This is a genomic window from Paenibacillus sp. MER TA 81-3 (assembly GCF_023713585.1).
GTDB lineage: Bacteria > Bacillota > Bacilli > Paenibacillales > Paenibacillaceae > Paenibacillus_B > Paenibacillus_B profundus.
The window spans coordinates 23,567-39,855 of the sequence record NZ_JAMAWB010000003.1 but is presented as its reverse complement, the minus strand read 5'-3'; the positions used below and the strand labels follow the sequence as shown (position 1 = coordinate 39,855).

Sequence of the window (16,289 nt, the reverse complement as noted above, 5' to 3'; positions counted from 1 at the left end):
TTTCCCCGCCAGCAGTATGTGGCGGGGAAACTCGTTACGGAGGGGAACGCCATGCATAACGGAGAAATCGTACTGGAGCTCAAAGGGATCACGAAGCGTTTTCCCGGAATTGTTGCTAACGATCAAATTAACCTGCAGCTCAGAAAAGGAGAGATCCATGCTCTCCTTGGAGAGAACGGCGCGGGGAAATCGACGCTGATGAATATTGTATTCGGCTTGTACCAGCCAGATGAAGGGATTATCGAACTAAACGGACAGCCCATCGTGATGGATGGCCCGAATAAAGCGATCGACTGCGGTATAGGCATGGTGCATCAGCATTTCAAGCTAGTTCCTCCGTTTACCGTGACGGAGAATATCATTCTTGGCATGGAACCAAAGCGCGGCTTCGGCACGGACTTGAAGGGCGCCGCTAGCCGGATTGCTGACCTGTCTAAGCAATACGGGCTGAATGTTAATCCGGAGGCCAAGATTGAATCGATTTCGATAGGCATGCAGCAACGAGTTGAAATAATGAAGACACTGTACCGCGGGGCGGAGATCATTATCTTCGACGAGCCGACTGCGGTACTTACTCCGCAGGAAATCACCGAGCTGCTTCAAATCATGAAGAGACTCGTGGATGAAGGGAAATCGATTCTGCTCATCACGCACAAATTGAAGGAAATTATGGATGTCGCTGACCGCTGCACCATTATCCGCCGCGGGAAAATGATAGAAACCGTGACGGTAGCCGATACGAATCAGGAAACGCTGGCGGAGAAGATGGTTGGGCACCGCGTGCAGTTCAAGACCGACAAGAGGCCCGCGAATCCGCAAGATTCGCTGCTCGACATTGCCAATCTAGTCGTGACAGCCGAGAACGGGCAGCGGGCGGTCGACGGGATCTCTCTGTCCATCCGTGCGGGGGAAGTTGTAGGTATCGCCGGCGTAGATGGCAATGGTCAAACGGAGCTGATCGAAGCCATTACCGGCATGCGGCCGATTGAGTCGGGCACCATTCGGCTTGAAGGCCGGGATGTCAAGCACGGTTCGCCGCGAACGGCGTCCGAAGCGGGTATTTCGTATATTCCACAGGATCGCCACAAGCACGGACTCGTTCTCGATTTCGACGTTAGCGAGAATGCGGTGCTGAAGTCATATTATGAGGAACGCTTCAATCACAAAGGTCTGCTGGATCGGCAGGCGATAGAGGAGGTTGCGGAGCGGCATGTCGAGCAATTCGACATCCGTACGCCAGGCATTCATACACCGGTGCGCTCCATGTCCGGCGGCAACCAGCAGAAGCTGATTATCGCCCGGGAAATCGCCAAGGAGCCGAAGCTGCTCATCGCGGCTCAGCCCACGCGAGGCCTCGATGTCGGGGCTATCGAGTTCGTGCATAAGCAGTTGATTGCCGAGCGTGATAAGGGGAAGGCGGTCCTGCTCGTGTCGTTCGAGCTGGATGAAATCATTAACGTCTCCGATCGGATTCTAGTTATGTTCAATGGCAGGTTCGTAGGCGAGACGACCCCGGAGACGACATCGGATCAAGAGCTCGGTCTGTTGATGGCGGGCAAGCATCAAGGAGGGGATCGGGGATGAACAAGCTTAAAGCGCTGTTTGCGGGAGAATCTGTCAAAATCTCGTTATTATCGATCGTCTTGGGCCTGCTTATCGGCGCTATCGTCATGATCGCCGGAGGCTATAATCCGCTGCTCGCCTATCAGTCCATGCTGGAGAAAATTTTCGGCAATGCCTACGATATGGGTGAGGCGCTGCGCGCGATTGTGCCGCTTATCTTCACTGGGCTTGCCGTCGCAATCGCATTTCGCGCCGGGATGTTCAACATTGGGGTAGACGGTCAAATTGTGATGGGCTCACTCGGCGCGCTCATGGTCGGCAATATGATTTCTATGCCGCCGATCATTCATGCGATTGTAGCTGTCATTGCCGGAACACTGCTTGGCGGATTATGGGGTGCCTTGGTTGGAGTGCTGAAGACGAAGCGGGGCATTAATGAAGTCATATCCTGCATCATGCTGAACTGGACGGCATTGTACCTTAGCCATATGGTCATCAAAGCGTTCATGGCCGAAGAGGGGACATCACGCTCGCAGAGCATTCAGGAATCGGCCAGTATTCAAATTAATTGGTTGAGCGGATTGATGGACGGAGCGCGCATTCATTGGGGCTTCGCGCTGGCGGTTGTTGCGCTGATCGCCTATCACTTCTATATGAACCGGACGAAGTGGGGATACGAGATTCGTGCGGTGGGGAACAACAATCATGCAGCCAAATATGCAGGGATGAACGTGTCGCAAGTCGTCATTCGCACGTTCTTCCTGTCGGGCATGCTGGGAGGTATGGTCGGGACGTTCGAGGTGCTCGGCGTCTTCAAATATATGGCGATTGCTTCAGCGACATCGGGACTTGGCTTCGACGGCATTGCGGTTGCGTTGCTTGGCATGAACGGGGCCTTGGGCATATTGCTGGCCGCGGCGCTGTTCGGTTCATTGATGTACGGCGCCCAGGGAATGAGCTTCGGTGCGAATGTTCCGGGGGAAGTAATTAAGATGGTCATTAGCATTATTATTTTCTTCGCTGCGGCTCCGGGCATGATCCGCTGGCTGCTCAATAAGACGAAGCGTTCCAAACAGGCGAATCGGGAGGGATAGCAGATGGAGATACTAGGGTTTTTGATAAACGGCACTCTCGTATTTGCAACGGCTCTTATTTTCGCTGCGCTGGGCGGTCTTATCGCCGAACGATCGGGTGTCATTAATTTGGGATTGGAAGGCTTTATGGTATCCGGCGCCTTTTCTTCCGCAGTTACTGCTTACTATGCGGAGCAAGCTGGACTCGGAGCGGCAGCGCCATGGCTCGGTTGCTTGGCCGCGCTGGTATTTACCGTTATCTTCTCCGGTATCCATGTCATCGCATCGGTCCGGTTCAAGGCCAATCAAGTCATTAGTGGTATCGTCGTCAATATGCTGGCTGCAAGCTCTACCTTCTTCATGGTGAAGCTGCTGTTTGACGGCGCGGCGGACACGCCGGTTATTACGAATGTGTTCCATCGCATCCACATTCCGTGGCTGAGCGATATTCCGTTTCTTGGCAAAGCACTGTTTCAGACGTATCCAACGACGTACATTGCTTTCATTCTAGTCATTATCGTCTACTATGTCATGTTCAAGACGCCGCTCGGGCTTCGCATGCGGGCGGTAGGGGAACATCCAGGCGCGGCGGACACAGCTGGGGTCAACGTGAACCGGCTGCGTGCATGGAGCGTTATGGTGGGCGGCTCGATTGCGGCGCTCGGTGGTGCTACGATCGCGCTGACGGCGAACAGCAGCTTTGCGTTCAATACGATTTCAGGGCAAGGATATATAGCGCTAGCCGCTGTTATATTCGGCCGTTGGCACCCGGTAGGGGCCATGGGCGCAGCTCTTTTCTTCGGCTTTGCTCAAGCGCTGAAGGATCAGGTGCAGCTGTATGAATTCGCAAGGGCCATACCGACGGAAGTGTTCTATATGCTCCCCTATGTGCTGACGCTCATTGCGCTCATCTTTACGGTAGGCAAAGGCAGTTCCCCTGCCGCGTTGGGCCAGCCGTATGAACCAGGGAAACGGTAATCCCGACAGGACGGTACTGAATGTAGGATGCAATTGAATAGGAATCAGTTGAACCCGCTCTTTCTAGAATAAAGAGCGGGTTTTTCATGTTTTAAAAATATAAGAATTGCACTTTATTAAATGTTATGGATAATGGAATAAGTGTGCGTTTTGAGAACAATATTTCGAATTGTAATGTTTTTTTGGAAAATGTAGCTGCAGCATTCCTTGAAAATGCTATTTGAAATTTTCAGAACGAAGGAGTATAATAACTTTCATCTGCTAATTCAGAACTCATTTAACAAATTGGTCATTTGGTCATTTAAGGAGGTGACAGTATGAAAACTCTTCGTTTTTTTTGGTCGGAATTAATGGCAATAGTTCGGTCCAAGGACGCCTTGATTCCGGTTCTTGGACTCCTGGTTATCCCTCTTATGTACAGTGGTGTATATTTGGTAGCTAACTGGGATCCATACAGCAATGTCAAAAACATACCTGTCGCTGTCGTCAATGAGGACCGACCGGTTATGTTCGAAGGAAAGGAAATTGCCATCGGTCGCGAGCTTATTGAAAAGCTGCACGACAATGATGCGGTCCAATTTCACTTTGTAACGCGCCAGGAAGGGGAGCGCGGATTAAGCGAGAATAAATTTTACCTCTTAATTCGTATCCCAGAGGAGATGTCGCACAACGCGACGACGATTCTGGACACCAATCCCGAACCGATGAATCTCATTTATACAGAGAACAGCAGCTTTAACTTCTTGTCTGGGCAAATTTCAGATAAAGTGGTTCAAAACATCAAGTCGGAATTGTCGCAAAAAGTGACAGAGACGTATGTGGAGCAGATGTTCAATGCGATTGGGACGGTTGCGGAAGGGCTCGGTACGGCAAGTGACGGGGCCGGAATGATTGAGGATGGTCTGGGCCAATTAGGCGAAGGATTACAGAAATTCCGCGACGAGCTTAATTCTCAAGTGAATTCCAAAACTTCGGAAGCCGATTCAATGGTTCAGAAAATGATCGATGAGAACCGAGAGAAGCTGGATGAATTAATACATCAAGAGATTGATGAAGCGATGGATAAGAACAAGCCGAAGTTCGTTGATAAAATCCATCAGGAAATCGATACGGAAGCAAACAGATATACCGATATCGTGCATGACACCGTGCATGTCAAAATTGATGAGCTTGTCAATGAATATTCACTGCCAACGAAAGAGAAGCTGCATGAACAAATTGATAAGCAGTCAGTTAAATACGGAGATGAAATTCGCAAGAAATTACATGATGAAATTGATAATGCCTATGAGAAAAATATAAGCAAGGTAATGTCAACAATCAGCCGAGAGCTCGACAAATCCATTAAAGATATGGAGCCGGTAGCTCGCACGAAGATGCATAGCATCATTGATCGCGAATACGGCAAAATCGAAAGTTCTATCCAGAGCTCTATTCATAAATACATTGATGAGAAGGTCGACAAGCTGTTCGATGACGCGATTCAAAAGGGAAAAACGCAGCTCGAGCAAATTCAGGCCGATCTCGATCAATTGGAAGAGAAGCTGAAGCCTATCGGCGAGCAGTTGCCTCCGGATATGCAGCAGCAATGGGAAGATATGAAGAAGAAGCTGGAAGATGTCCGTGCCAAGATAGAAACGAGTCTGACTCCGGATAATCTGGAACAGCTGAAAAAGAAAGTCAAACAAGATTTGACTAACATGGTTGACAATGAATTGAACAAGGTTGGCAAGAAGCTTGTCAGCAAGCTGCATCACACTGCCGATACGAAATTTGACGAGATCTATCCGAAGGTCCGCTCGATGGCTCAACAGGTCGCGATGTCCAAAACAAATGAACTCGCGCCGGCGTTGCTTGCCAAGGCGCACACGTTCGCGGAAGATACGTATCAGGAGAAATCGAAGCTGTTGACCGACAAATTGCATAAGCTCGTCGACGATAAATGGACGGAATATGAGCCTAAAGTGGTCAACAATGTTCATCACAAAGTGAATGATGAGCTGGATCGTGTCATGCCAGAAGTTATCGCGAAGATTCATCAGGCTACCGACGACAAGGTGAACAGTCTCGAACCTATGGCACGCGATATGATGCACGAAATGGCGGAAATGAAGCTGGATGATGCCGCCAAAAAAGTGCAGACGCTTATTTTTGAGAAAATGAGCGACATGCTGAATCAGGTAGAGAAGGCGCAAGATGCGATCAACGATGGATTCGCACAGCTGTTGGACGGTCAACAGAAGTTACTATCCGGCGGCGCAGAGCTGCGCGACAAGCTGAGGGAAGGTGCGGAGAAGGCAACACAGGATACAACCGACAAAACGTATCAATTTATTACGTCCCCTGTGAACAGCAGCAAGCAGGAAAATCATGATGTAACTACGTACGGTGTAGGAATGGCGCCTTATTTCCTGTCACTGGGCTTCTTCGTTGGAGCTTTAATGTTCTCGATGATTTATCCATTGTATGAGACGAGTGGACGTCCGCCTTCCGGGTTTGCATGGATGATGAGCAAGTACGGATTTATGATGGTAGAAAGTTCCCTTCAGGTTCTCATTTCGGGTCTCGTTGTTTTGAACGTGATCGGATTGCCAGTCATGAACGTTACGATGTTCTTTGTCGTCTGCGTGATGTCGAGCTTGACTTTCTTTGCTATGGTACAATTTTTTATAACGTCATTTGGAAATGTGGGGCGTTTTATTATCGTTATACTGCTGGTGCTCCAATTGTCATCGACAGCAGGATCGTTCCCAATCGAAATGGCGCCTGAGTTTTTCCAAATGCTGCATCCTTGGTTCCCGATGACGTACACGATCCGCGCTTTCCGCGGTGTCATTGCGCTTGAAGATATGGGCTATGTATGGATGAATTTGAGCAAGCTGTCAATCTTCCTTGTGCTGTCGCTAATCGGAAGCTTTGTCTTCTTCAGAATCAGCCATCGCAAGCTGGTGAAGCGTGAGCGAGTGGAGGCGGAAACGGGTACAGTAGTAACTGGTTAATTTGTAGATACGCGCACAATCTCAAAGACAGGCTGACGCTGGAATGTTTCTAGCGTCGCTTGTCTTTTTTTGCAACCGACTTTAAATATATGGTAATATAAAGACAGAGTACAACAGTTCGGTTATTAGGGGTGTAACAGATGGATGGACACGATGCGACGTTAACGAAGCACGAGCAGCTGCTTCATCATATTGAAAGTCTGAAGCCAGGGACGAAGATTTCCGTACGTAAATTGGCGAAGGAAATGTCGGTGAGCGAAGGTACGGCCTATCGAGCGGTAAAAGAGGCGGAAAGCATCGGCATCGTGATTACGAAGGAACGCATTGGAACGGTGCGGGTCGAGAAGAAGCCGCGCAATATGTCCGAACAGCTGACATTCGGCGAAGTGGTGGACATACTAGGCGGGCACGTGCTTGGCGGAAGCAGGGGACTCAGCAAGACGCTCAATAAATATGTCATCGGTGCGATGAAGCTCGATGCGATGGCCCGTTACATCGATGCCGGCAGCTTGCTTATCGTGGGGAACCGGGAAGATGCGCATCGTCTTGCGCTGCAACACGGATCGGGCGTGCTTATTACAGGAGGGTTCGGCACGAGCCGGGAAGTGAAGCTGCTTGCGGATGCACTGGATCTGCCCATTATTTCTTCGAAGTATGATACATTTACGGTCGGATCGATGATTAACCGGGCGCTGTTCGACCGGCTCATCAAGAAAAAGATAATGATTATCGAAGATGTTGTGGCGTTGAAGGCGCAGATGTATGTGCTGCGACCGGTGAGCACGGTGCAAGATTTCGAGCGGATGCGGGAGGAGACGGGGCATAGCCGATTTCCAATCGTCGACGAATGGTACCGGGTTATCGGCATGATTACGTACAAAGATATATTAGGCGCAGCTTCCGATCAGACGATTGATAAACTGTATACGCGCAATCCGATTACGGTTAATTTGCAGACGACGCTCGCATCGGCGGCCCATACGATGGTATGGGAGGGGGTGGATTTGCTTCCGGTTGTGGACCGCAACCGGAAGCTCATCGCCGTCGTAACAAGACGTCAAGTGCTGCAGGCGATGCGGGATGCGCGGAAGGAACCGCAGCTTGGAGAAACGTTCGATGACTTGATCTGGAACGGGTTTGATGAAGAACGCGACGATCAAGGCCGGTTGTTCTTCCGTGGTGTCATTACGCCGCAGATGGTGAACGGCTTCGGCTCTGTATCTGAAGGCATCTTGACGACGATTATAACCAAGGCCGCATTGAGGGCTGTCAAAGATGAGAGAAGTTATGATCATGTGATGGAAAATATGACGACATATTTCGTTCGGCCGCTACAGATTGAGGATGTAGTGACGCTTCATCCCGAATTTATTGAAATGAGCCGGAAATTTTGCAAGCTCGAGCTGGAAATTCGACATGGCGAGCATCTCGTCGCCAAGGCGATGATGACCGCGCAATCCATCGATCATGATTAAGGCACGTACTAATAGGGGAGGGACAGCGAATGGCACGCTGTCCCTTCTGCGCATTTATTTTTGCGGTGACATCAGTCTCTGAAAATGGCCGTGATTGCGCAGCCCTGCAAACAGGTTGAACAGCCCGATAACGAGCAGGACGGCGCCGACGATGACGCGGACCGTAGAACCGGTATAAATGAGCATTTGAATCGATGCCATAAATATAAGCATTAGCCCCATGCATACATTCATGCGTGCCGCATATAAGCCGCGCAGCATAGGCTCCTTCTGGCGCCTTGAACGGAAGCTGTAAAAAACGGACAGCGCCGATGTGAGACAAATGAGCAGCAGCAGGGCCCATTGTATCCATTCCGTCATGAAAGCAACTCTCCTTCATTGATGATGATGTGGGTCATTTTTCCTTAATAGTATCATAATTTGGGAGGCTGTCCTATTGGCTCGTGTTCAAAAAGAGGCTATTTGAACAACTTCTATTGGAATGACAAATTTGTTGGCAGATACGTTTTGACGTCGACCCAGACGTGAAGCACTCCTTCTGTCAACAGCATTGTGCGCATCTGTACCGTATAATCCTTCGCATTGATATCCGGGTAAATTTTACGGGCGAGCAGGCCTTCTACCAGCTTGCTGTACTCGTCAATTTGGAACACGTCCCTGCCTTTCAATCCCGCTAAATCTTTCAGCAAACGCCGGCGGATTTCGGTTTCATCCGCTTGTGGAATGTCAGCATCGCTGCCTGATTTGTAAATATGCAGATCGATGCTGCGAATGATCGTCTTATGGTTTTTGTAGCGCAGCAAATCTTCCGTCTTCGCCTGATATTGGACCAAGCGGTCCTTCAAGTTCATATTCATCATCATCAGCTGATTGAACTGATGCAAATATACGGCATGGTAGATCGCTGCACCTACCACGATGCCGACGATGACGAGCGCCGTGTCGCTTAACCACCGTGGCACTGTATTGAGGCGCATGCTGCACCGTCTCCTTTCAACTTAGGACTGTCCGTTTACGAGCGTCCGCGGCAAATCCATTGAATGAGTTCCGTACCGAGATGCGCACCAACAAAGGAAACAAAAATGTACAGCAGCTGCTTGAACACAGGAGACAAATTGCCGAGCCAGAAGTTGCTCTCAATGACACGTATTGGATCGATGGTGCCGCCGACCGCGGCAACGACCGCCCATATTTTTAAATGTTCAGCGATGTGCTTCATCGTATCGACCGGCGACTGCAGCGCAATCACGGCCCCGATGCCGGCCAGCATGGAACCACCGAGCACCACGCCGAAGGCGATGAAGAAGTCCAGCAATGCCTTGGACATAAATGAGCCCATCATGGCCGCTCCTTTCGAATAGCTGAATGTCGGGGCTGCCAGCTAAGGACAAGAACCCCCTTGTACATGTATAGGATCTGTTCGCGGAAATATGATACAATAAGAGACGAAAATATGTTCGCATGATGCATTGGGATGAGGAGTGAATGGGATGGACCAGTTCGTGCATTTGCACGTACATAGTGAATACAGCTTGCTCGACGGGGCGGCGCGTATCGAAGCGCTTGCCGCACGAGCGGCCGCATGCGGCATGAAGGCGATTGCCCTCACGGATCATGGGGTTATGTATGGCACCATCGCCTTCTACAAAGCATGTGTGGCACATGGCATAAAGCCTATTATCGGCATGGAAGCGTACGTGACGACCGGTTCTCTACATGAGAAGGGCTCGCGTAAGGAGCAGCCGATTTATCATTTGATTCTCCTTGCGAAGAGTGAGCAGGGCTATCGCAATTTAATGAAGATTTGCTCAGTCGGGCATCTGGAAGGATTTCATTATAAGCCGCGGGTCGATATGGCCACGTTGCGCAAGTATTCTGAAGGGATCATCGGGCTCAGCGCCTGCCTTGGGGGAGAAGTGTCCCAGCATGTGCTGCACGGCCGGAGCGAGGAAGCTCGCCAAGCGGCGGAGCGGTACCGGGATATTTTCCAGGAAGGGTTCTATTTGGAGCTTCAGGATCACGGATTGACTGAGCAGAAGAAGGTCAACATTGGACTTATCGCCTTGAGTGAAGCGACGGGAATTCCGCTTGCCGCGACCAATGACGTTCACTATATGAAGCAGGAAGATGCAGCGGTGCAAGACGTGCTCATCTGTATCGGCACCGGCAAGACGATTGAAGATGAAGGCCGTATGCGCATGGGCACGGATCAGCTGTATTTTAAATCTCAGGAAGAGATGAATGCGCTGTTCAGACATGTGCCGGAGGCGATTGCCAATACTTCGCGCATCGCAGAGCAGTGTCATGTGGAGCTGGACTTTGAGAAATCGGTGCTGCCGGCTTTTGAGCCGATCCCGGATGGGATGAAAGCTGCGGAATATTTGCGCCAGCTGTGCGAGGAAGGCTTGCAGAGCCGTTATTCAGGCCAGGCGGAGTGGTCTCAGGAAGCGTTCCGCCGCAGCGCTCAGGAGCGGCTGCATTATGAATTGAACACGATCGAGAAGATGGGGTTTTCCGATTATTTTTTAATCGTCTGGGACTTCATTCGCTTTGCCCATGAGCAAGGCATCATGACCGGTCCTGGCCGGGGTTCTTCCGCAGGCAGTCTCGTTGCCTACAGCCTTCGCATTACGAATGTCGATCCATTGAAATATAAGCTGTTGTTCGAACGGTTTTTGAATCCGGAACGGATTACGATGCCGGATATCGATATCGATTTCAACGACGAGCGCCGGGATGAAGTCATTGCTTATGTGGCGGATAAGTACGGCCATGACCGCGTTGCGCAAATCATAACGTTCGGCACGATGGCCGCCCGCGCGGCGGTGCGCGACGTAGGCCGCGTGCTGAATGTGCCGTACAATGAGACAGATCGCGTAGCGAAGCTCATTCCGAACCAGATCGGCATAACGCTCGATAAAGCGCAGCGAACGAGCAGCGAGCTGCGGGAATGGTCGGAGCGGGAGCCACGCATTGGCGAGCTTCTGACGATGGCATCGAGGGTGGAGCGGACGCCGCGCCATGCTTCTACGCATGCGGCTGGTGTCGTCATCAGCGAGGAGCCCTTGACGCATTACGTTCCGCTGCAGGCGGGTACAGAGGATATTGCGCTCACGCAGTACTCGATGGAGCATCTGGAAGCGATCGGTATGCTCAAGATGGATTTCCTCGGACTGCGTACGTTATCTATCATTGAGCGCACGTTGGAATGGGTGGAGAGCCGCACCGGATCTGCGCTTGATTTGAATGCGCTCGACGATTCAGATGCAGCAACGTATGCGCTGCTCACACGCGGCGACACGACAGGGCTGTTTCAGTTGGAATCGGCCGGAGTGCGGCGCGTGCTGCGGGAGCTGAAGCCTTCCGTATTCGAGGACATTGTATCCGTGGTGGCGCTGTATCGCCCGGGTCCAATGGAATTTATTCCGAACTACATTCAGAGCAAGCATGGGCTGAAGCCTGTGGAGTACCCGCACCCTGACTTGGAGCCGATTCTTCAAGATACGTACGGCATTATCGTCTATCAGGAGCAAATTATGCACATCGCCTCGAAGATGGCCGGTTTCTCCTTGGGCGAAGCTGATCTGTTGCGTCGTGCTGTGTCGAAAAAGAAGCGCGAAGTGCTTGACAAAGAGCGACAGCATTTTGTCGAAGGAAGTCGACGTCAGGGATATACGGAGGAAGAGGCGAATCGGGTTTACGACATGATCGTGCGGTTTGCGGACTATGGCTTCCCGCGTGCGCATGCAGCAGCATACGGGGTGTTGGCGTTCCAAACTTCATATTTGAAGGCACATTATCCGATGGAATTCATGGCTTCCATGCTGACGGCCAATATGGGCAGCCACCGGAAAATTGCAGAATATATCGAGGATTGCCGGCGACTGCACATCGAGCTGCTTCCGCCTGACGTGAACGAGAGTCTGGTTCACTTTACACCGCTTGAAGGGGCGATTCGCTTCGGTCTCGGCGCGATTAAAAATGTTGGAACGACAGCGATCGAGAGCATTATTCAAGAGCGTAAGGAGAAGCCCTACGCGGATTTACTCGATTTTTGTCAACGGGTGGACCTGCGCGTATGCAACCGCCGGGTTATCGAATCGCTGATACAGGCGGGGGCTTTTGACACCTTGCCCGGACATCGCGCCCAATTGCTTGCGATGCTGGACGAGACGCTGGAAACGGCAGCGAAGTGGCGCAAGGAACGGGAAGATTTGCAAATCCAGCTGTTCGGGTTCGTGGAGGTGAGCAATTGGACGATTGATTATCCGAACGTTCAAGCCTTTACGATGACTGAGCAGCTTGAGTTGGAACGGGAGCTGCTTGGACTGTATCTGTCCGGCCACCCGCTGGACGATCATACGGATTTGCTGCGCGAGGTGGAGACGGATCGGCTTGTCGATCTGCATGATGCTCCGGACGACAGTGAGTGCATCGTCGCCGGGATGGTCGTATCCATCCGCTCTATTATGACGAAGAAGGGCAAGCCGATGGCGTTCATCGAGCTGGAGGACCGCATCGACCGTGCGGAAGTGGTGCTGTTCCCCGAAGTGTGGCGGCGTGCGGAGCCGCTCATTCATAAGGGCGCGTTGCTGGCGGTGCGCGCCAAGGTGCAGCAGCAGGACGACGATTACAAGCTGTTGGCACACGAAGCGGTACCGCTGGAGCAGCGTGCCGTCGCGGCGCTCGTGAAGCGCCGCCGCGGGCCGCAGAGCGGGCACAGCGTGCCAAGCCCGCATAACGCGCAAGCTGCGAAGCCGCGCGCGGGGGCGGGGCTTGCTGGCACGTCCGAGCGTACAGGCGGCGCCTCTTCAGGCCGCGCCGCTGCTTCGCGCGTTGCTTCGCGCGTTGCTTCCGCGCCGTCGGCTCAGGAGCGCAGCACGCCGCCTGCGCGTTCAGGAGCGCGTTCAGGCGCTCAGCGCGTGTACATCAAGATAACGGCCGATCGCGAACGGCCGGAGCTCTTACAGGAGCTGAAGCAGCTTCTGAAGACGAGCCCCGGTCCGCTGCCTACCGTGCTGTTCTATGAGCGTGAGCAGCAGCTGATCGCGCTTAACGAGGCATATGCATTGAAGCCCTCCCCCGAGTTGTTCAAGCAGATTGAAGCCATATTCGGCGATGGCTCGGTTCGTGTAAAATAACATTAACGGCATGAACATTTCCCTTCCGACCCGCATACATTTAGATACGCCCTGTTCCGAAGAGACAAGTCACACGAGACGGGGTGAAGGGAGGGGATTTCCTTGACATCCGATATTGCGATACAATGGCTGGAACGGCGTGGAGTTGAACTTGAAGCGATTGCGGATATTGTCCTTCAATTGCAGCGGCCCTATAATGCTTCCTTAACGCTTGCGGATTGCATCGACAGTGTCAAAGCGGTCATTCAAAAGCGTGAAGTGCAGTACACGCTAATGACGGGGATTGCGCTTGATTGGTTAGCGGAGCAGAAGCTCTTGCCGGAACCGCTGCAAGCGATAATGGAGGCGGATGAGCCGTTATATGGGGTGGATGAAACGCTGGCTCTGGGCATTACGAGCGTATATGGTATGATTGGATTGACGAGCTTCGGCTATTTGGATAAGGCAAAGGTCGGCGTGATTCATCAGTTGAACGCGAACAAGCAGCAAATTCACGTCTTCTTGGATGATCTCGTGGCGGGATTGGCTGCTGCGGCATCGGCCCGAATCGCACACAAGAATCATGATGCAAATTTATATGGGCTGTCGAAAGATACAATTTAACGGCGTATTTGCTTATTCTGTCTAATTGTGCATTTGTTCATTGCATGATTGTCAAGGATTTGGTTGCGGTGAAAATGTCAATTATGTTATCATTATGGCATTATATGAGCCGTATTGGAACGTTAGGGGGGTCTCACGCGCATGTGGACCGTTATCTACATCGCACCGACTGCCAAATTAGCAGACAAGATTCAGACAAGATTGACGGAGGAAGGGTTTCTTATTCAGATCCGTCCCATCCATCTTTCTAAACAACAGTTTGAAATTTTAGTGCCTTCCGGGGAAGTTGAAGAAGTTCAGGAAGTGCTCAATTCGATTTTGCATGCATGATGCGGCTGATTGACGAACGTCACGTTTTTCAAACAGCCGATTTTTGTTGTTTACGGTTAGGACAATCTCCGGCTGTGGACCTAAGTATGTCTCGGTAGCATGGAGAAATCACGCCTAAAGAGGTGTAACGGGTGTTTAAAGACTTATTTCAAAAGAAAAAGTACGCCACGGTGCCATCCGCATCCGTGCATGATGACCGCCCCAAGCGCGAGATACCCGAAGGTTTGATGAACAAATGCCCGAAATGCGGCACGATTCAATATCATAAAGAGTTGGAGAAGAACCTGAAGGTATGTTCGCAGTGTGGGCATCATTTGCGTCTGAATGCGCTGGAGCGCATTGAAATGACCTTGGACGAAGGCCGTTTCTTCGAATACGACTCGGATATCGTCTCTGAGGATCCGCTCGGCTTCCCGGACTATCCGAAGAAGCTGAAGCAGCAGCAAGCCAAATCAGGATTGGACGAAGCGGTCATTACAGGTGAAGGCACGATCGGCGGATTTCCTGTCGTCGTCGCCGTTATGAGCTTTGATTTCTTTACCGGCAGCATGGGATCGGTCGTCGGTGAAAAAATAACGAGGGCCATTGAAACAGCCATGCAGAAGCAATATCCGCTCATCATTTTCTCGACATCAGGCGGAGCGCGCATGCAGGAAAGCATCTTAAGCCTTATGCAAATGGCGAAGACGAGCGCTGCGTTGGCCAAGCTGCACGAGGCAGGCGGATTGTATATTTCGGTATTTACCGATCCGACGACAGGCGGCGTGTCCGCCAGCTTTGCTATGCTCGGCGATATCAACCTTGCTGAGCCTGGGGCCCTTGTCGGGTTTGCGGGACGCATCGTAATTGAGCAGACCATACGGCAGAAGCTGCCTGACGAGTTCCAAACGGCGGAGTTCAACATGAAGCACGGGCAGCTCGATTTGGTGGTGCCGCGCAAGGACATGCGTCAGACCTTGATCAAGCTTATTGATTTGCACACGGTGAAAGGAGATGTGACGCATGGCGGGTGAGCTTCCGTTCGAGCAGCCTTTGGTGGAGTTGAAACAGAAAATAGCCGAATTAAAACGGTTCGGAGAGGAAAAAAATATTGACTTTACTGAGGAAATCGCCCGGTTGGAGGAGCGTTACGCCAAGTTGGCTGAAGAGATTTATACCAACATCTCCCCATCACAAAAGATGCACTTGGCGAGACATCATCAGCGTCCAACCACGCTTGATTTTATTCAGCATATTTTCACCGATTTCATTGAGCTGCACGGTGATCGGCTGTTCGGAGACGACATGGCCATCGTCGGCGGTCTTGCACGGTTAAATGGGGTTCCGGTAACCGTTATCGGCCATCAGCGCGGCAAGGACACGAAGGAAAATATTGCTCGCTTCTTCGGCAGTCCGCACCCGGAAGGGTTCCGCAAAGCGCTGCGGCTCATGCAGCAAGCGGACAAGTTCAAGCGTCCGATTATTACGTTCATCGATACGAAAGGCGCTTACCCGGGGAATACGGCGGAAGAGCGCGGACAATCGGAAGCGATTGCCCGTAATTTACGCGATATGGCGCTGCTGGGCGTTCCTGTCATCTGCGTCGTGATTGGAGAAGGCGGCAGCGGTGGCGCGTTAGCGCTAGGCGTTGGGAACCGTGTACTTATGCTCGAGAACGCCATTTATGCCGCCATCTCGCCGAATGGCGCGGCTTCCATCCTGTGGAAGGATGCTTCGAGAGCAGATCAGGCCGCAGAAGCGATGAAGATTACCGCTTCCGATCTGAAAGCGATGGATGTCATTGAAGAAATTATTCCTGAGCCTCAGGGAGGCGCGCACAAGGATGTTGAAGCGGCAGCCGCGAATGTGAAAGACGCGCTGTGGCGTCATCTGGCGGAGCTTATGCTGTTGTCAACAGACGAATTGCGCGAAGATCGCTACGGCAAATTCCGAAAAATCGGCAAGTTTGCAACGTACGAACGTGTGTGATAATTTCTCATCATAAAAAAGGTGCTTATTGGTAAAACTTATAAATATGATAATCTTCATATACAAATTTTGCTGAGTATAGTAAATTAGATAGATGAGAGCCTTGTTTTAGAAATAAAAAATTAGAGATATTAGAGAGCCCACAATTGGAGGAAGCCC

Annotated in this window: 13 protein-coding genes; 10 read left to right on the top strand and 3 right to left on the bottom strand. The window is 51.4% G+C overall.

Annotated features, from left to right (window positions below; genetic code table 11):
- Positions 1-51 precede the first annotated feature (51 nt).
- The 5 genes from M3650_RS04675 (at position 52) to M3650_RS04655 (ending at position 8,088) form a co-directional block, all read left to right on the top strand.
- Positions 52-1,584, top strand: a complete 1,533-nt coding sequence (locus M3650_RS04675; RefSeq protein ID WP_251572826.1) for an ABC transporter ATP-binding protein — start codon at positions 52-54, stop codon at positions 1,582-1,584.
- A complete protein-coding gene (locus M3650_RS04670) occupies positions 1,581-2,657 on the top strand; it encodes an ABC transporter permease (RefSeq protein ID WP_251572825.1) in 1,077 nt (358 codons plus the stop codon). Before M3650_RS04675 ends, M3650_RS04670 begins: the two co-directional genes overlap by 4 nt.
- A gap of 3 nt (positions 2,658-2,660) precedes the next feature.
- Complete coding sequence (locus tag M3650_RS04665; protein ID WP_019422762.1) at positions 2,661-3,614, top strand: ABC transporter permease; 954 nt, start codon at positions 2,661-2,663, stop codon at positions 3,612-3,614.
- A 317-nt stretch (positions 3,615-3,931) separates the two neighbouring features.
- On the top strand, positions 3,932-6,613 hold the full coding sequence (locus tag M3650_RS04660) for a YhgE/Pip family protein (RefSeq protein WP_251572823.1): 2,682 nt from the start codon (positions 3,932-3,934) through the stop codon (positions 6,611-6,613).
- 140 nt (positions 6,614-6,753) lie between these two features.
- A complete protein-coding gene (locus M3650_RS04655) occupies positions 6,754-8,088 on the top strand; it encodes a DRTGG domain-containing protein (protein WP_251572821.1) in 1,335 nt (444 codons plus the stop codon).
- 54 nt (positions 8,089-8,142) lie between these two features.
- Here the strand turns inward: M3650_RS04655 and M3650_RS04650 are convergent, their stop codons facing one another.
- The 3 genes from M3650_RS04650 to M3650_RS04640 all read right to left on the bottom strand — a co-directional run bounded on the left by M3650_RS04650 (position 8,143) and on the right by M3650_RS04640 (position 9,427).
- Entirely contained in the window at positions 8,143-8,448 is a 306-nt protein-coding gene (locus tag M3650_RS04650) for a YtpI family protein (protein WP_019422765.1), read from the bottom strand.
- A 113-nt stretch (positions 8,449-8,561) separates the two neighbouring features.
- Positions 8,562-9,065, bottom strand: coding sequence for a sporulation membrane protein YtrI (locus M3650_RS04645; RefSeq protein ID WP_019422766.1), 504 nt, complete (start codon positions 9,063-9,065; stop codon positions 8,562-8,564).
- 35 nt (positions 9,066-9,100) lie between these two features.
- Entirely contained in the window at positions 9,101-9,427 is a 327-nt protein-coding gene (locus tag M3650_RS04640; protein ID WP_019422767.1) for a YtrH family sporulation protein, read from the bottom strand.
- 151 nt (positions 9,428-9,578) lie between these two features.
- Here M3650_RS04640 and M3650_RS04635 point away from each other — a divergent pair, with 151 nt between their 5' ends.
- The 5 genes from M3650_RS04635 (at position 9,579) to accA (ending at position 16,130) form a co-directional block, all read left to right on the top strand.
- Entirely contained in the window at positions 9,579-13,229 is a 3,651-nt protein-coding gene (locus M3650_RS04635; protein ID WP_251572819.1) for a DNA polymerase III subunit alpha, read from the top strand.
- Between the two features lie 102 nt (positions 13,230-13,331).
- Positions 13,332-13,832 (top strand): phosphatidylglycerophosphatase A family protein, encoded by a 501-nt coding sequence (locus M3650_RS04630; RefSeq protein ID WP_233697813.1) that lies wholly within the window; start codon positions 13,332-13,334, stop codon positions 13,830-13,832.
- A 141-nt stretch (positions 13,833-13,973) separates the two neighbouring features.
- Positions 13,974-14,162 carry a hypothetical protein gene (locus M3650_RS04625; RefSeq protein ID WP_019422770.1) on the top strand — a complete coding sequence of 63 codons (189 nt, stop codon included), beginning with the start codon at positions 13,974-13,976 and terminating at the stop codon, positions 14,160-14,162.
- A 131-nt stretch (positions 14,163-14,293) separates the two neighbouring features.
- Entirely contained in the window at positions 14,294-15,175 is an 882-nt protein-coding gene (gene accD, locus M3650_RS04620; protein ID WP_019422771.1) for an acetyl-CoA carboxylase, carboxyltransferase subunit beta, read from the top strand.
- Positions 15,165-16,130: an acetyl-CoA carboxylase carboxyl transferase subunit alpha gene (gene accA, locus M3650_RS04615; protein WP_251572817.1), complete on the top strand. Its 966-nt coding sequence runs from the start codon at positions 15,165-15,167 to the stop codon at positions 16,128-16,130. The genes accD and accA overlap by 11 nt, the downstream gene beginning before the upstream one ends.
- Positions 16,131-16,289 lie beyond the last annotated feature (159 nt).